Here is a 16,327-nt window from a genome sequence, read left to right on the forward strand (position 1 = left end):
CCGGCCCCCGCCCCATGAAGCGACGACGCCCGTGGCGCCCCGATCAGGGCGCCACGGGCGTCATCGCTGTGCGCGGCGGGCGTCGCCGCTGTGGGCGGTGCGCCGCGACCGACCGCCACCGGGCCACGGGCGCGGGGAAGCCCTCCGTACAGTGAACGGGTGAGTGAGCGCGGGAGAAAAGGGCGCGGCGGGCCGTCGTCGTCGACGGCCGGTGAACTGGTCGGGCAGGTGCTCGGCAGCGTCCGTTACGCGCCGGACGGTGCGCAGGCCGAGGACGCCATCGAAGCGGGCGCCTCGATGCTGGCCGCGGCCGAGGCCGGCTGGGAGGCGGTGAGCGCGGCGGTGGTCGCGGCCGCCGTGGCAGGGGTGCGGCAGTGCTGGGCGGGCGGCTGGCACCCCGCCGACCTGGAGCGGATCGTACGGCGCGAGGCGTCCCACGCCTCCCACGCCTCCCACGCCTCCAATGCCTCCCATGCCTCCCACGTCGCCGTGATCGTCGACGCCATCGCGGCCGACGCGGCCCGTCCGGCGGCAGCGCGGTCCGCGCGGGATGCCCGCTGGGCCGAGCAGCTGCGGCACCTCGGCGCCGAGGTCTGGTGGGCCTGCGACACCGGCTACCTCGACGCACTGGCCCGGCGCCGCCGCGCCTCCCGCTTCGAGACCGCGTACGACGTCCTGGCGGCGCTGCGCGTGCTCGCGCGGCTGCCCCGAGTCACCCCACTGCCGGCCCCGCCGCAGGCAGGCCGCAGGAGCGGCCCTGCCGGCGCCGCCGCGTCCCGCGCCCTCGGCCGGATCCGCGGACTGCTCGCCAAGGCCGAGGCGACCGACTACCCCGAGGAGGCGGAGGCGCTGTCCGCCAAGGCACAGGAGCTGATGGCGCGGCACAGCATCGACGAGGCGCTCCTCGACGGCGCGGACGGTTCGCCGGGCGGGCAGGCCGGCGGCCCGTCGGCGGTCCGGATCGGCATCGAGGGCCCGTACGAGCAGGCCAAGGCGCTGCTGCTCGACGCGGTCGCGGCCGCCAACCGCTGCCAGGCCGTCTGGGCCGCCGACGTCGGCTTCTCCACCCTGATCGGCTTCGCACCCGACCTGGAGGCGGCCGAGATGCTCTACACCTCGCTGCTGCTCCAGGCCACCGCCGCGATGAGCCGTGCGGGCGACGACCACCACCGGGCTCTCAAGGAGCAGGGCGGTACCCCCGTCGCCCGCGGCCGCTCCCGCCGCACCCGGGACTTCCGCCAGACCTTCCTCGTCGCCTACGCCGACCGCATCCGCGACCGGCTCGGGGCGGCCACCGCAGCCGCCACGGCCGCCGCCACCGCCGAGTCCGCCGGCGCGGCCCCCGACCTCCTCCCGGTCCTCGCCGCCCGCGAACTCGCCGTCGAGGAGACCACCGGCGCCCTCTTCCCCGACACCGCCCCGGTCCGCCTGCGCGGCATCCGCGACGCGGACGGCTGGCACCAGGGCAGAGCGGCGGCGGACCGGGCGCGGCTGGGGGACGGGTGACCTTGGGGGCGGGTGACCTGCGGGGCTTGCGCATGTCCGTCTCGCCTGTCCGCCTCCCACATCCGTCCCACGAGGGTGACCTGGGCACTGAACGCAGGCCGCCCGTCCGCCGTACAGATAACGACGGCGCCGACCTCCCGAGTCCGGTCCGCCATGCCACTACCGGGCCTCGCACGGAAGGACCTTGGGGTTGTCCCACTTCACGCGCTTTCGCCAGCTGCCGCAGGAGACGGAGGCAACCGCGACCGAGGACCTGCCGCCGGACAGCTCCCCGGAGCACACGCCCCAGCACGCGCCGCAGGACACCCCGGACGGCGCGGCAACGGCAGCGGAACAGGACGTCGAAGACACCGCCCGGGGCGAAGACACCGCCCCGGTCGAGGTCGAGGGCGCGCTCAAGGCCGAGGACGAGGGCACGGAAACGGGTACGGACACGGGTACGGGCACAGACCCCGGCCCGGCCGGCGGCTGGCGGCATCGGCATCCGGCCGCGGCGCGGGCAGTGGCCTGGACGACCACGGCCCTGGCCGGCGCGCTGGTGCTGGTCACCCTCCTGCTGCCGAACGATCCCGCCCGCCTCACCCCCACCGAATTCGCCCGCATACCGGTGGAGGGGATAGCCGGCGCCGCCCTGCTCCTCCTCCTGCCCCGGACGGCGCGGCGGATGGCCGCGGTGCTCGCCGGGGCCGGGCTCGGCCTGCTGACCCTCCTCGACCTCCTCGATTTCGGCTTCGTCGAGGTGCTCGGCCGAGGATTCAACGTGGTGTTCGACTGGGCCCTGCTCGGCGACGGCGCCTCCTTCCTCCAGGACTCCATCGGCCGCGCGGGCACGATCGGAGTCGAGATCGCGGCCGTCCTCCTCGTCCTGGCCCTGCTCGTCCTCCCCGCACTGGCGGTCCTCCGGCTCAGCAACCTCATGGCCCGGCACGGCGCCAGGGCGGCCGGCACCACCTTCGTACTCGGCACCGCCTGGGTCGTCTCCTCGGCGCTCGGTGTGCAGATCGCCGGCGCGCCGGTCGCCTCCCGCAGTACCTCCGACCTCGTCCAGGCCCGCGTGGACGGCGTCAACGCGACCCTGAAGGACGAGCGGACGTTCGCCAAGGAAGCCGCGAGCGACCCCTACCACCACACCCCGGGAAGCCGCCTGCTGACCGGACTGCGCGGCAAGGACGTCATCTTCACCTTCATCGAGAGCTACGGCCGCAGCGCGGTCCAGGACCCGCTGATGGCACCGGGGGTCGACGCGGTGCTGGCGAAGGGGACCAAGCGACTGCGGGCCGCCGGCTACTCCGCCCGCAGCGGCTGGCTCACCTCGGCGACGTACGGCGGCAGCAGCTGGCTGGGCCACTCCACCTTCCTGTCCGGCCTGTGGATCGACAACCAGCAGCGCTACCGCACCGTCACCGCGGGCGATCATCTGACCCTCACCAGCGCCTTCAAGCGCACCGGCGCCTGGCGGACCGTCGGCATCATGCCCGGTGTCACCAAGAGCTGGCCGGAGGGCACGTTCTACGGCCTCGACCACGTCTACGACTCCCGGGAACTCGGCTACAAGGGACCCAAGTTCAGCTGGTCGACCATGCCCGACCAGTACAGCCTCGCCGCCTTCGAGCGCCTGGAGCACGGCAAACCGCACGACAAGCCGCTGATGTCCGAGATCATCCTGACCTCCAGCCACAACCCCTGGGCGCCCCTCCCCAGGACGATCGGCTGGGACAAGGTCGGCGACGGCTCCGTCTTCCGCTCCATCGAGAAGGCCGGCAAGCACCCCGTCGACGTATGGCAGCAGACCGACAAGGTGCGGACCGAGTACGGCAAGTCCATCCAGTACTCCCTGAACAGCCTCATCTCGTATGTGGAGAAGTACGGCAACAAGAACACCGTGCTCGTCTTCCTCGGCGACCACCAGCCCGTCGCGAAGGTCTCCGGCGACCACGCCAGCAGGGACGTCCCGGTCGCGATCGTCGCCCACGACCCCGACGTCCTGAAACGGATCTCCGACTGGGGCTGGACACCCGGCCTCAACCCCGGCCACAAAGCCCCGGTCTGGCGCATGGACGCCTTCCGCAACCGCTTCCTCTCCGCCTACGGCTCCCGGCCCGGACCGGCACCGTCCCGGTAGCCACCACGGTCGGCCACCACGCCGGCCACAGAGCCCGCAACCCTGAGCCAACTGCACTGGCTACGTCCGTCCGTCCGCCCGCGCGCCCTCCGGTCTACCGGGGCGACGACAGGACCTCCACCACCGTGTTCAGCGGCTCCGGCGACGTGGCGAACTCGCCGAGGAAGGGATAGGACAGTTCCGTGACGAGGAACAGGTTGGCGGCAACCAGGACGCTCACCGCCCCGACCATCCCGTAGCGCATCCGGGCCTGCTCGGAGCCGTAGACGACGGAGAACCCGAGGACCAGTCCACTGGTCAGCAGGATCACCATCCACAAGGACAGGGGCGGGCCGAGGTTGCTGCGGGCCGCCAGCAGCCGTTGCGTACGGGCGAGGTTCACTTCCCTCAGGGACGCGAGCGAGCTGGTGAGGAAGGCTCGTTGGGTGTCGTTGCGGGGCGTGATGTTCTCGTACGTGCGGTGCAGGCGGTTCAGCGCGTTCTCGGCCTCGGGCGTGGTGAGGCCGGTCGCGGCGCGGGGCCACTCGGCCGCTGCCGCGCGTCCGTACTCCAGCAGGCTCTGCCGGATCCGTGCGCTCTCGGCCTTGCCGAACACCTCGCGGCTCCCGGCCATCTGCACCGCCCCGGCGCCCTCGGCCCGCGTCGTCTGGTCGGCCGAGTTCACCTGGCCCCAGAGCGCAAGGACGATGAAGCCGATGAGGAACCCGTAGACCACAGCGATCACGGGGAACACGAACTGTGCGACTTCGTTCTGCCCGCCCTGCTTGAGGCGGGGGAAACGGTGCCGGACGAACGCCTGGACGGCCGCCGTCCCGCCGACGACAACGACGATGAGCCCTGCCAGCAGCAACCAGGAAGGGAGGTTGACCACGATCCAACGGCTCACTGCTCCACGCTCCTGACGTACCCCACACCCCGCCACCACCGGCGCGGTGGCCAACGAAAGTGCCGGGCAGCGGACACGCCCTCTTCGTCTCTTCGGCGGGAGACGGCGGCAGGGGAGCGGTATCCGTGCGGCAGGGGACCAGCATCCGGGCGGCGCAGGATCGGCATCCCCCGGCACGGGACGGGGGTTCGGCGGGACGCGTCAGACGGCGACGTCGGGCTCAGGCGGTGACGTCGGCCCGGCGGTCGTCGCGGCGCTGCTTGAGATGGCCCGCGCAGGCCAGCGCCGCCACCACGACGGCCGTCCCGGCGAGCTGCTGACGGCCGTCCGCGTTGGAGGCCATGACGGCGAAGACGCCGAGGATGGCGGCGAACGCGAGCCAGGTCAGGTAGGGGAAGCCCCACATCCGTACGGAGAGCAGCTCGGGTGCCTCGCGCTCCAGACGGCGGCGCATCTTCAGCTGGGTGAGGCAGACGATGGACCAGACGACCAGCACCGAGCAGCCCGCGATGTTCAGCAGCCAGGCGAACACGGTGGTCGGCCAGACGATCCCGGCGATGACGGCCGCGAAGCCGAACACACAGGAGGCCAGTACCGCCGCAGCCGGTACGCCCCTGGTGACCTTGCCCAGGAAACGCGGCCCCTGGCCCCGGTTGACGAGGGAGTACGCCATGCGCGACGAGCCGTAGATGTTGGCGTTCATGGCGGAGAGCAGTGCCACCAGCACCACGATCTGCATGATCGTGCCGGCGGCCGGGATGCCGAGCCTGTCGAGCACGGTGACGTACGGGCCGGCCGAGGCGACCTTCGGGTCGTTCCACGGCACAAGGGTGACGACCACGGCCATGGAGCCGATGTAGAAGACGGCGATGCGCCAGACGGCAGTACGGACGGCACGGGCCACGTTCCGGCTCGGCTGGTCGGACTCGGCCGCCGCGATGGTGACGGTCTCCAGCCCGGCGAACCCGGAAATGGTGGTCAGCAGCCCGGCGGCGAGGCCGGCGGCGCCGGTCGGGAAGAAACCGCCGTGGCCGGTGAGATGGCTCGTGCCGGGGGCGCTGCCGAACACCCCGAGAATGCCGAGCACGCCCAGCACCAGAAAGGCGACGATCATGGTGACCTTGATGGCGGAGAACCAGAACTCGAACTCGCCGAAGTTCTTGACCGCGGTCAGATTGCTGGCGCAGAAGAACACCATGAAGATCGCCACCCAGCCATAGGCGGGGATGAACGACACCCAGGTGTGCATGATCGTGCCCGCCGCGGTGGCCTCGGCGGCCACACCGGCGCAGAGCATCAGCCAGTACATCCAGCCCGAGGTGGTACCTGCCCAGGACCCGATCTCCTCCTCGGCATGCACCGAGAACGAGCCGGTGGAGGGCCGGGCCGCGGACATCTCACCGAGCATCCGCATGATCAGCATGACCAGCGCGCCGGTACCCATGAAGAGGAGCACGATGGCCGGCCCGGCCGCGGCGATCCCGACCCCGGAACCCACGAAGAGCCCCGCGCCGATGACCCCGCCGAGCGCGATCATCGACAGATGGCGCTGTTTGAGCCCGTGCGACAACACGGGCTCGCCGCCGTTCTGTAGGGCCTGCTGGGAGCCCTGGGGGGACCGGGTGGATGTCCGACTCATGGTCGTGCCTGTTCATTGATCGAGACGTTCGGAGAGCCTCAAGAGTGTGGAGGGACGTGTTGCGCGTACGAGGTGAACGCCCACTATGCGGACCATTCGCTTACCCGTGGTGAACGCCCTGACACGCAGTGGGCTTGCCATGTGACGCCTGCCTCGCATCGGAAAATTTGCGACTGCCGGCCGGTCAGAAATTGAATTCCCGGATCGCCGCGGAGCCCACGGCCGCGGCAGTGGTGAAGAAGTGCCGCAGGGTGACGAAGGCCCCCTCCAGGTAGCCGAGACCGTTCCCGTCCCGGTCCCAGTAGCCGTGCCCGGGATAGACGTCCTCCTCCAGCATCTGTTCCGGGTCGTAGTGCTCGGCCAGGTCCTCCCAGGCCGCCTTCCGCAGCTCCTCCGCCACGTGCGCGACGGATTCGACGTCCCAGCCGGTGTAGATCCCGTGCTCGTCGATCGTGGATCCGCCGTCCAGGATCATCACCGGAACCTCCGCGGCATCGAAGAGGTACTGAAGCCCGGCCCAGTCCCTCCCCAGGAACCCGACGAGGTCGTCGTCCTCCTCGCCTTCCTCGCTGCGCTCGACGACCAACTCGTCCGCCCGGTCCGGCTCCTGCTCCGCCCGCTCCAGCTCCGCCGCCGTCACCCGCACGAACTGGATGTCCTGCCCCATGAAAATTTCCCCCTGAAATCCACTGCATTCCACTGCATTCCACTGCATTCCGCCGAATTCCGCGCAACCGCTCCCGCCGCCGGTGACGTTCAGCCGACCAGGACGCACACGGAGCCGCCGAAGCCGCGCAGCACGGCGAGCGCTACGACCGCGGCGAGTGCTCACCGCCGCCGCACCAACTGCGAGCCGTTTATGAAGAGATCGGAACGCGCCGCGATGTGCAGGGCGTTCAGCGCCTCGATGACGAGCATGCTCAACTCCGGTCGCTGGTCGACAGCTTCCTGCGCAGGCCCGCGCGCGCACTTCAACAGGTCCCAAGTGCGCTGGTTGACCGTGTTGGCCGCCTCGATAGCCGCATCGTTGCTCAGCAGGACGAGCCCCTCGAAGAGGAGAGACCGCCTCGCCTCTGCCGCATCCATCTCGGCAAGCGCCTCCGCCGGACTCTCGCCTCGCTCACCGGCCTCAACGGCTCGCCTCGCTGTCCGCACCTCTTCCTTGATGCACGACGTGTACTCGATGTACGTGTCCAGCTTCCGCTCGTCCCACCGTGTGGCCAACGTCCGCCGGAACTTGGCACGTTCGGCCATGCTGGTGGCGAAGAAGGATGTGAGGGCGCCCACCAGGACGCCGATGAGAGTGATGATCTGGCTGGCCATACGGATCAAGCTAACGGCTTCCGAAGCCATCCAAGCATCCCGCTGCTGGCCCGGCCTTCATGCACTACGGGCCGCTGCACGGGGCACCGGAGTCGAGACCCGGACCCACGAAAACGCCCTGCGGGGCAGTCGTACTACTCCGCGCCTCGTTCGTCCTGCAGAAGGCGGCCACGCAGATCCCGGGCGGGCGCTTCCTGCGCACATCGTCTCCTGGGCCGGGCTGATGCGACTGCCAGTTGAAGGCGAAGCGGTTGGCGGCACGGTCGAAGGAGATGCCGACGGCGACTTCGGGGATGCTGAACTCTTTCTGTGACCAGTGATGATCGCTCCGGCCAGCCCCTCCGCCTGGAACTTGGTTTCGGGGAACAACACGCGATACACGGTGACCAGCGTCTGCTGGAATGGAGGCTGGGCTGCCTCGATCGCCTCTGCTGCCAGGCTCAATCCGCGCCGCAGCCAGTCGGCTTCGTCCGGGGTGAGGGGGCTCAAGAGCTGACCGAGTTGCCGGCCAGCGTACGGCCCCCTGGTCGTGCTCGACCCCAATCCGGGCAGGACACCGGCCAAAGCCGCTCCACCGACCTCGTCTGTTCCCTATCGTTGCTCCCAGCAGACGATTGAACTGGGGGGCATATGACCGACGTCGAGATCGATAACGACTGGGCCGACGGCGAGGACGACGAGGCGGGCGTCCCTAACGGTCCTCAAATGCTAGTTGATTCCACTGTCGACGAGCAGGCGACCACCCTGGAAACTAAGGTCATTCGAGATCTGGCGAACCATGAAATCGAAGTCCGAGGGATGGAGTCCGAGTACATCATTTTCTCGGCGCATCCCAGGTGGGGAGAGTCCTCCTTCGATGTCAACCATCTCCCCCGTGACCGGTCGCCAGAGCTGGCTACCACGCTTGCGCGCGGGGTCGTGCTATGCACGCGATGGGCTGGAATTTCCGTCCCCGCTAAGGGGTACATAGAGGTTCTGATTCGACCTAACTCCTCGATCCCTGCCTCATCCTCCGCCATTCGCCCCCTGAGTCGCATGGTGGCGGATGAGATCGACATCGCATGCCAGCATATTCGTGATGATGAATGCCTGGAAGCTCTCGATTTCGCAGAGCACCGACGAGGTGAACCTGACGGCAAGTTGCATCTCATAGGAGAAAAAGCCTGTCTCGAAATTTCACCTCCCTCGCCCACATGTCACGTTCTTTCTAATAGCGGATATCGAGGGCGTCCTCGATTCTCGTACACCGTGAAAATAGATTTCGGCCAGCCGATTAAACTGGAAGAAATCGAAGCGGCGGCAGAGCCAATCCTTAACTCTCTGATCTACGAGCTCGACGTCCGAAACAGCGTCAAGCTTCGCGCCGTCCGGTGGCCCTCGCGAGTTAGTCAGCAAAGACCCGCTCGCACAACTCGACCGAATCGTATCGTTCGATTTCCCGAGACCCGTATCGACCCAGAAGTGTCCGTCCTCTTCGGTTTCGCCGGCAGCGCCTCAGGTAATCCACCTCTGGCCTTCCTGTCTTACTATCAAGTGTTGGAGAACTTCTTTCCTGTCGCAGCGCGCAGGAATGCGCTACGCAAGCTGGAACTTGAACTTACCGATCCGCGGTTCGACCGCCGTGACGATAAGTACCTTATGCGTCTCCTTTCTGTGGGGGAGAACGCTGCGACCTCTTCAGAGGCCAGTCAACTCAAGGTGCTTGTCGAAGAATTCGTACGCGATTCAAGCCTTCGCGATTTCTTCGCAGACCATGACTGGGGGAAGCATTTCACTAAGAACGGCCCCATTCGGGGGGTGAACGAGAATATCAACCCAGACAATAAGCAGTCTCCGCTTTTCAGTCAGGTGGCGGATCGAGTTTACCGGATCAGGAATCGAATTGTGCACGCGAAGGATGACCCGAAGTTTGAGAGCACGCCCGCCCTTCTGCCCCAGAGTGATGAGGCTGAGGCATTGGGGCCTGACATCGAGCTCGTTCGCTTCCTGGCATACGAAGTGATTCTGAGCGCTCAGGCGCGTGGGCGTTAGGCCCTCAAGCCTCAGCACCGCAGCAGCTGTTTATCTGAGGGATAACTCCGACGTACACGGTGCTCGCGGACCATCTCGGTAGGTGAGAGGTGCACTGACCCCGGTCGGCCTCGCCGCGCTGAGGATCGAAGCATCCCGGCTTGTCATGGCACAACCTGGGGGCACCCCCGGGAGTCCAAGGGATTCTGGGTAGCCATAGACACTGACGCACCCAGGGGCCACCAGCAGCGCGGACCCTGCGCCCACATCAATACCTGGAGGACAGGCCTATCTGCTAGCTGTGGCCTATGCGTGGACCGGCGGAGGCGTATAGGCCGCTCCTAGGTGCCTGACCTGCCGAAATATGGAAGACACATGGGTCCTCCGGAGCCGTGTGCGCGTTAGCCTACAGGCAGGCCGCCGACATCCACGCCCGACATCAACGACGGCAGGAACATGCGGATCGGGGCGGTTTCCTACGGAGTGCGGGCGCCAGCTATGACGCGGTGGGTCGGCGCCTTGAACGAACTCCTAAAGCGGTGGTCAGCCCGCTGTACTGTACAGCAGCGAAGTACAGTAACCGCATAATACGGACAGCCAGGCCAAAGCAGCAAGACGAAGCTGATGCCCAATTAGTTGGAGCGTTGCGCCCACCATCCACCGGCCCATGACCGAATGGCTCTTACGGAATAGCCAAAGCATTGTGCAACCACGTCGACAGCGGCCCGAGGTGGGGTCCACTCATGACGCGCTCAAGATGCACGGCTAAGCCTGGAACGGGGCTTGCTGGAGATACGCATGGCGGGTGCTCTTTCGGCGTGCCCGCCGCCCTGGCTGGCTTTCGACGGCTCAGGTCAGAACTTCCCCGCGAACCCGAGCATGCCTGTCCTCCCAAAGGAAAGGACAGGAGCCAGAGCTCCCTACGCTGCGGAGCGTCAGCGCTCCCAGTCCTTCACGATTGAGTCGAACAGTACATCGCGCCATGGAGAAGCCGGCAGCCTCCACAGGCAGTGACAGCCGGAGTACTCCCGAACCATCAGTCGTTGTCTATGCCGTCGACATGACCTCGGTCGTGTCGATGCCTGCCTCATCCATCGCGCCCTTTAGCTCCGTCGCAGCGCCACCGCGCTCCGCCAGTCGGCCACGTAGTCCACTCCGCGTACCCACATCCAGCCGTCCGGTTTCAGAGCCTCGTCGTCGAAGTTCGGATCCATCGGATCGTGCTGCACAGAACGTCACTCCCAGGAGCAGTAGTTGATTACCTGGGGCTGTCCACCCGCCGGTCAACGGGCATGACAACGGCCCCAGTACCATCGGCACCGGGGTCCGCGAAGGCTCCGGCCCGGACCACCTCGGATGCTGTGCAGGCGAGGTGGTCCGGTCTCACATGTCTTGGGTCAGCCGTTGTCAGGGGTGCTGATGACGACAAGCGGCACGACTATCGCCGCCCAGAAGGCCACGATCAGAACGCTGAATAATCGCTGTCTCACAGGCACTCACCGTCCGTTGGCGTCATGCGCCAGAATCGTGTGACGGTCTCGCGGTACCCGCGGTGCGAGGGATGTTGGCCGGTATGCGAGAAGGCCCAGTCTCGTGCGGTCTCGAATTCTTCCGAGGGGTCTGCTGCGGTGTCGCAGGACATGCACTCCAACTTGTGCACCATCTCGGTGGCTTCCGGAGCGGTCTCCGGCCCCATCGTCCACCTGAGGTAGCGATAGACCGACCTGGTCACAGCCTGCTCCTGCTGTGAGCGTTGCGCTCTGCCACCCGTGAGCTCAGGTCGTCACAGGAACCGAGCGGACGCAGATCCTCCGGTCGTGCGTCCCATTCGATCCCGCCTTGGGGCGGCCGCAGTTGTACGTGCGGCCCCTCAAAGTCCATGACCCGGCCGACCCGGCCGCTCCTGGAGTCCAGCGTCAAAGTGCCCACCGCGGGGGCTTTCTTGTCGCTCATGCAAGGAGGATCACGGCGGTACCCAGGACGTAGGAACCTCTCCCAAAACCCATTTTGGGACGTCCCGGAGGCGGTAGAACGTCCCTAGCGACGTCCCGACATTCAGGGAGAGACTGCGGATGCCGAACGAGAGGCTTCGAGCCGCCATGGCAGTCGGAGGGTGGACCCACGCCGCCCTCGCAGCCAGTACTCAGGTGGACCCCAAGTCCGTTGAGCGATGGGTCAACTTGGGCCGGATCCCGCGACGGGCGACGGCCCTGCTGGCGGCTGAGACGTTAGGAGAAGACGTGCATGCACTTTGGCCGGCGCTCAGGCAAGCACGCTCTGCCCGCGCTGTCAGCTCGGAGCTGGTCGCGTTGTACGACCAGCGGGCTGATGTCCCCGTGTCCACGTTTACGGACATGCTGGCGGAGGCCCGCGAGAACATTGACGTACTTGTCTATGCGGCAGTCTTCCTGCATGAGGCGTTTCCCCGCCTGAACGACCTGCTCCGTGAGCGCGCCGCCGAAGGGTGCTCCGTGCGGATCGCGTTGGGCGACGCGGAGAGCGAGAACGTGCGGCAGCGGGGAGAGGAGGAACGGTTTGGGCACGGCATCGAATCGCGTTGCCGGCTCGCCCTTATGCACTTCCGGCCGCTGCTCGGGGTACCCGGAATCGAGATCCGGACCCACGGAACCACGCTGTACAACTCCATCTACCGGGCGGACGATCAGCTCCTGGCCAATGCCCATGTCTGGGGCGTGAATGCCTATGGGGCACCGGTATGGCACCTTCGCCGCAACAGGGATGGTGGAATCTTCGACACCTACGCCCTGAGCTTCGACGCGGTGTGGACGGCGGCGAAGCCTGTATCCGAGGAGTGAACCCTGTCGCGTACCGAGTATTACGACGATCCCGACGCCCCCGAGCCCAACAGTCTCGTCGTTGCCGCTTCAGCTGTGGTGACCGATGGTGAGGGCCGCATCTTGCTCCAGCGGCGTCGGGACAATGACCTCTGGGCCCTGCCCGGCGGTGGCATGGAGATGACCGACTCCCTTCCCGGCACCGCGGTCCGGGAGGTCAAGGAGGAGACCGGGCTGGATGTGGAGATCACAGGGCTGGTGGGGACGTACACCGATCCCCGTCACGTGATCGCCTACACGGACGGGGAGGTACGGCGACAGTTCAACGTGTGCTTTACCGCGCGCCTCGTCGGAGGGCAGCTTGCCATCTCGGACGAGTCCACGGAGCTGCGGTTCATCCACCCCGATGAGGTCGGCGATCTCCCGATGCACCACACGCAGCAGCTCCGTATCCGGCACTTCCTGGAGCGTCGGGAGTGCCCCTACCTGGGGTGATGCTCCCGAGTTAGTCCCCGGCCGGAGCCACCCCTACCGGGCAGCTCACGCCCGTCCCGCCGATCCCGCAGTACCCGTTCGGGTTTTTGCTGCTTGAAAGGTACTGCTGGTGGTAGCCCTCTGCCGGGTAGAAGGGGCGGGTGCCGTCGGCGGGGAGGATTTCGGTGGTGATGTCGGCGTAGCCGGAGTTCTGGAGGACGGTGCGGTAGGCGTCGCGGGAGGCTTCGGCGGCCTGTTGCTGGGCGGGGGAGTGGGTGTAGATGGCGGAGCGGTACTGGGTGCCGACGTCGTTGCCCTGGCGGAAGCCCTGGGTCGGGTCGTGCGACTCCCAGAAGAGCTTCAGCAGGGCCGTGTACGGGATCACGGCGGGGTCGTAGACGACGCGGACGGCCTCGGTGTGGCCGGTGTGGCCGCTGCACACCTCTTCGTAGGTGGGGTGGGGGGTGTGGCCGCCCTGATAGCCGACGAGGGTGGTCCAGACGCCCTTGGTCTGCCAGAACTTCCGCTCGGCGCCCCAGAAGCAGCCCAGGCCGAAGTCGGCGATCTCCAGGCCGTCCGGGTACGGGCCGAGCAGCGGGTTGCCGAGGACGGTGTGCCGGTCGGGGACGGCGAACGGGCGCTCAGGGCGGCCTTCGAGGGCCTCGTCCGGCGTGGGGAGGTGGGTCTTGAAGCGGGAGAAGAGCATCCGGATCAGGCTCCTGGGGCTGGGGCGAGCGACGTGGCACCGACGTGGCACGCAGTGTCCTTAGTGCGCTCAACGTTGTCGGGGTGGGGGGTATTCCGGCCCGAAGCCGAAGCCGAAGCCGGAGCCGGAGCCGGAGCCGGAGCCGGAGCCGGAGCCGGAGCCGGAGCTGGAGCCGCCCCCGGAGGGACGCCGGATGATGCACGGGTTGTCCGGATTCCGGGATCGCCGAGGGGCCGATGCTCATGGCCGGGGCGTCGGCCGGCCGCTGCGGGCGCAGGCGCGTGAGCCACGTTTTCCGGCCAGGGCGGCTACTGCCCCGCCGGCGGAAAGCCCGCCGAGCTGCCGCCGCCGAGCTGTTCCCAGCCCGCGATGGCCAGGGCGCGGTAGGCGGCGTACTCGGCGGCGGGGCTGCGGCCGTACGACCAGGGGACGGCGCCGACATGGCCGTCGACCTGGCGGAGCTGCTCCATGGCCTCCGGGTAGCGCTCGGCGCGGACCAGGAACCAGACCAGGAGATGGCGGACGTGCGGGGCCATGGGGTGGTCGGCGGGGGCCTCGCGGAGGGCGAAGTGGGCGCCTTCTATGGCGCGCTCGACGACGGCGCTCTGGTAGAGGCTGCGGACCATGTTGGCCTCGGGGAGGTGCTCGTAGACCGCGAAGAGAGGGAGGGCCGGGAGGAGGGTCTTGGCCGGGGCGGCGGCCGCCGAGCGCTCGGCGAAGGCCTCGGCCTCCTCGCGGGAGCCGTGCCACTTCTGCGACCAGTACGGGAGCGCGGCGAGATGCGCGCCCATGTGCTGCGGAGCGCGCTGGGCGACCTTGGACCACAGCTCTTCGTAGTCGGCGGGGCGGTCGCCCAGGCCGCGGGCGACGGCCAGCTCCGTGATGTACGGGATCGGGCTGCCGGGCGCCAGCAGGGCCGCCTCCCGGCAGACCGTACGGGCCTCTTCGAGGATCATGCGGAAGTCCTCCGAGCCCGGGTCGCGCAGCGCCTGGACGACGAGGAACTGGGCGTGCGTCTGGGCGCCGCCGGGGTCCTTGGGGGCCTCCGAGCGCCAGGTGCGCAGCCAGATCCCGCCGGTCCGCCCGCCGTCGCCGTACCCCGGCGCCGTACCGCGCCGCTGCTGCTCCGTCGCCTCTTCCGCGGCCAGCTCGAACGCGGCGGCGCCGGCCAGCGTCTGCACCCGCTGCCAGCGGCGCTCCCAGTCGTCGCCGGTGGACTTCAGCAGCGCGGCGGCCGGGCGCCAGTCGTGCGTGCGGCGCATCTCGGCGAGCGCCTCGGCGAGTTCCTGGTCGGGGCCGGGCAGCCGTACGTCGAGTTCCTCCAGCGGTACGAAGCCGTAGCCGGCCATCGGGTCGGAGGCCACCACCATGCCCTGCCGGGTGTGCTGCCCGGCCCGCCGGCGCCGCATCCAGGGCAGGAAGACGAAGCCGCCGAGCGTGAGCGCGGCGAGAAGAACCAGCAGAGCGTCCATGTGGGGTGTCCTGTACCTGTAACGGCTGCCTGTAACGGTGCGGGTCGAAGGCGTGGCGCGGAGAGGAGGAGTGGGGTGGGAGGAGGGTGTGGGTGACGGGCGGCGGATGGGGTGCGCGGGGAACCTGTGTGTGGTCCCTCGTATGTATCCACTATCCAGCCAACCAGAAAGTTCCGAAAAGTTCGGTCGCGAGGCCGACTACCCTCGGCAGACATGAGCGATCAGCGCGAACCACGCCACCAGCATTTTGAAACCGTTGCCATCCACGCAGGTCAGGAGCCCGACGAGGCCACCGGCGCGGTGGTACCGCCCATCTATCAGGTATCCACTTACAAGCAGGACGGGGTCGGCGGGCTCCGCGGCGGCTACGAGTACAGCCGCAGCGCCAACCCGACCCGGACCGCCCTGGAGGAGAACCTCGCGGCGCTCGACGGCGGCCGCCGCGGCCTCGCCTTCGCCTCCGGCCTCGCCGCCGAGGACTGCCTGCTGCGCACCCTGCTGACCCCCGGCGACCATGTCGTCATCCCCAATGACGCCTACGGCGGGACGTTCCGTCTCATCTCGAAGGTCGTCGAGCGCTGGGGTGTGGAGTGGTCGGTGGCCGACACCTCCGACCCGAAGGCCGTACGCGACGCGCTGCGGCCCCGTACGAAGGCGATCTGGGTGGAGACGCCCAGCAACCCGCTGCTCGGCATCAGCGACATCTCGGCGCTGGCCGGTGTCGCGCATGACGCCGGGATCAAGCTCGTTGTCGACAACACCTTTGCCAGCCCCTACCTTCAGCAGCCGCTCGCTCTCGGCGCGGACGTGGTGGTCTACTCCACGACCAAGTACATGGGCGGGCATTCGGATGTGGTCGGCGGCGCTCTTGTCGTCAACGACGACGCCCTCGGCGAGGAACTCGCCTACCACCAGAACGCGATGGGGGCGGTCGCCGGACCGTTCGACGCCTGGCTGGTGATGCGCGGCATCAAGACGCTCGCCGTCCGCATGGACCGGCACAGCGCCAACGCGGCACGCATCGCGGACCTGCTCACCTCCCACAACAAGGTGACCCGCGTCTACTACCCGGGGCTGGCCGAGCACCAGGGCCACGAGATCGCCGCCAAGCAGATGCGGTCCTTCGGCGGCATGGTGTCGTTCCAGGTCGCGGGCGGCGAGCAGGCGGCGGTGGAGGTCTGCAACCGGACCAAGCTGTTCACCCTCGGTGAGTCGCTGGGCGGCGTCGAGTCGCTGATCGAGCACCCGGGGCTGATGACGCACGCCTCGACGGCCGGTTCGCTGCTGGAGGTCCCCAACGACCTCGTGCGCCTCTCGGTCGGCATCGAGTCCGTCGACGACCTGCTGGCGGACCTCGCGCAGGCGCTGGGCTGACGGGACCGGTCGCCGGCCCT

Annotated in this window: 14 protein-coding genes; 6 read left to right on the forward strand and 8 right to left on the reverse strand. The window is 68.2% G+C overall.

Annotation, left to right across the window (positions count from 1 at the left end; translation table 11 throughout):
• Positions 1-228: 228 nt before the first annotated feature.
• A complete protein-coding gene (locus tag IF67_RS0101505; RefSeq protein ID WP_030981355.1) occupies positions 229-1,506 on the forward strand; it encodes a DUF2786 domain-containing protein in 1,278 nt (425 codons plus the stop codon).
• Between the two features lie 190 nt (positions 1,507-1,696).
• Complete coding sequence (locus tag IF67_RS0101510; RefSeq protein ID WP_037838591.1) at positions 1,697-3,628, forward strand: sulfatase; 1,932 nt, start codon at positions 1,697-1,699, stop codon at positions 3,626-3,628.
• Positions 3,629-3,722: 94 nt separating this feature from the next.
• On the opposite strand, the gene IF67_RS0101515 is transcribed toward IF67_RS0101510, so the two are convergent.
• The 4 genes from IF67_RS0101515 to IF67_RS0101530 all read right to left on the reverse strand — a co-directional run bounded on the left by IF67_RS0101515 (position 3,723) and on the right by IF67_RS0101530 (position 7,476).
• Complete coding sequence (locus tag IF67_RS0101515; protein ID WP_030981357.1) at positions 3,723-4,514, reverse strand: DUF4239 domain-containing protein; 792 nt, start codon at positions 4,512-4,514, stop codon at positions 3,723-3,725.
• Positions 4,515-4,734: 220 nt separating this feature from the next.
• On the reverse strand, positions 4,735-6,153 hold the full coding sequence (locus IF67_RS0101520) for an amino acid permease (RefSeq protein WP_030981358.1): 1,419 nt from the start codon (positions 6,151-6,153) through the stop codon (positions 4,735-4,737).
• A gap of 184 nt (positions 6,154-6,337) precedes the next feature.
• Positions 6,338-6,820, reverse strand: a complete 483-nt coding sequence (locus tag IF67_RS0101525; protein ID WP_030981359.1) for a DUF1877 family protein — start codon at positions 6,818-6,820, stop codon at positions 6,338-6,340.
• Between the two features lie 161 nt (positions 6,821-6,981).
• Positions 6,982-7,476 carry a hypothetical protein gene (locus IF67_RS0101530; RefSeq protein ID WP_030981360.1) on the reverse strand — a complete coding sequence of 165 codons (495 nt, stop codon included), beginning with the start codon at positions 7,474-7,476 and terminating at the stop codon, positions 6,982-6,984.
• Positions 7,477-8,106: 630 nt separating this feature from the next.
• Here IF67_RS0101530 and IF67_RS43560 point away from each other — a divergent pair.
• Positions 8,107-9,507: a hypothetical protein gene (locus IF67_RS43560; protein ID WP_158713027.1), complete on the forward strand. Its 1,401-nt coding sequence runs from the start codon at positions 8,107-8,109 to the stop codon at positions 9,505-9,507.
• A 1,082-nt stretch (positions 9,508-10,589) separates the two neighbouring features.
• Here the strand turns inward: IF67_RS43560 and IF67_RS45665 are convergent.
• Both IF67_RS45665 and IF67_RS41035 read right to left on the reverse strand, forming a co-directional pair.
• Complete coding sequence (locus tag IF67_RS45665) at positions 10,590-10,715, reverse strand: hypothetical protein (RefSeq protein ID WP_267959174.1); 126 nt, start codon at positions 10,713-10,715, stop codon at positions 10,590-10,592.
• 499 nt (positions 10,716-11,214) lie between these two features.
• Positions 11,215-11,439, reverse strand: a complete 225-nt coding sequence (locus tag IF67_RS41035) for a hypothetical protein (RefSeq protein ID WP_030981362.1) — start codon at positions 11,437-11,439, stop codon at positions 11,215-11,217.
• 119 nt (positions 11,440-11,558) lie between these two features.
• Between IF67_RS41035 and IF67_RS0101560 the strand changes: the two genes are divergently transcribed.
• Positions 11,559-12,302, forward strand: a complete 744-nt coding sequence (locus tag IF67_RS0101560) for a helix-turn-helix domain-containing protein (protein WP_030981363.1) — start codon at positions 11,559-11,561, stop codon at positions 12,300-12,302.
• 3 nt (positions 12,303-12,305) lie between these two features.
• Positions 12,306-12,776 carry an NUDIX domain-containing protein gene (locus IF67_RS0101565; RefSeq protein ID WP_030981364.1) on the forward strand — a complete coding sequence of 157 codons (471 nt, stop codon included), beginning with the start codon at positions 12,306-12,308 and terminating at the stop codon, positions 12,774-12,776.
• 10 nt (positions 12,777-12,786) lie between these two features.
• On the opposite strand, the gene msrA is transcribed toward IF67_RS0101565, so the two are convergent.
• Entirely contained in the window at positions 12,787-13,461 is a 675-nt protein-coding gene (gene msrA / locus IF67_RS0101570; protein WP_030981365.1) for a peptide-methionine (S)-S-oxide reductase MsrA, read from the reverse strand.
• Positions 13,462-13,769: 308 nt separating this feature from the next.
• Positions 13,770-14,933, reverse strand: a complete 1,164-nt coding sequence (locus tag IF67_RS0101575; RefSeq protein WP_030981366.1) for a hypothetical protein — start codon at positions 14,931-14,933, stop codon at positions 13,770-13,772.
• A 213-nt stretch (positions 14,934-15,146) separates the two neighbouring features.
• Here IF67_RS0101575 and IF67_RS0101580 point away from each other — a divergent pair, with 213 nt between their 5' ends.
• A complete protein-coding gene (locus IF67_RS0101580; protein ID WP_030981367.1) occupies positions 15,147-16,307 on the forward strand; it encodes a cystathionine gamma-synthase in 1,161 nt (386 codons plus the stop codon).
• The last annotated feature ends 20 nt before the right edge of the window (positions 16,308-16,327 follow it).

Source organism: Streptomyces sp. NRRL S-1813 (assembly GCF_000719605.1).
Lineage (GTDB): Bacteria > Actinomycetota > Actinomycetes > Streptomycetales > Streptomycetaceae > Streptomyces > Streptomyces decoyicus.

Excerpts from the sequence above, each read along its gene's own strand:
- IF67_RS41035 (WP_030981362.1), bottom strand. The coding sequence starts at position 11,439 with ATGAGCGACAAGAAAGCCCCCGCGGTGGGCACTTTGACGCTGGACTCC.
- IF67_RS0101580 (WP_030981367.1), top strand. The coding sequence starts at position 15,147 with ATGAGCGATCAGCGCGAACCACGCCACCAGCATTTTGAAACCGTTGCC.
- IF67_RS0101525 (WP_030981359.1), bottom strand. The coding sequence starts at position 6,820 with ATGGGGCAGGACATCCAGTTCGTGCGGGTGACGGCGGCGGAGCTGGAG.
- IF67_RS0101520 (WP_030981358.1), bottom strand. The coding sequence starts at position 6,153 with ATGAGTCGGACATCCACCCGGTCCCCCCAGGGCTCCCAGCAGGCCCTA.
- IF67_RS43560 (WP_158713027.1), top strand. The coding sequence starts at position 8,107 with ATGACCGACGTCGAGATCGATAACGACTGGGCCGACGGCGAGGACGAC.
- IF67_RS0101530 (WP_030981360.1), bottom strand. The coding sequence starts at position 7,476 with ATGGCCAGCCAGATCATCACTCTCATCGGCGTCCTGGTGGGCGCCCTC.
- msrA (WP_030981365.1), bottom strand. The coding sequence starts at position 13,461 with ATGCTCTTCTCCCGCTTCAAGACCCACCTCCCCACGCCGGACGAGGCC.
- IF67_RS0101575 (WP_030981366.1), bottom strand. The coding sequence starts at position 14,933 with ATGGACGCTCTGCTGGTTCTTCTCGCCGCGCTCACGCTCGGCGGCTTC.
- IF67_RS0101560 (WP_030981363.1), top strand. The coding sequence starts at position 11,559 with ATGCCGAACGAGAGGCTTCGAGCCGCCATGGCAGTCGGAGGGTGGACC.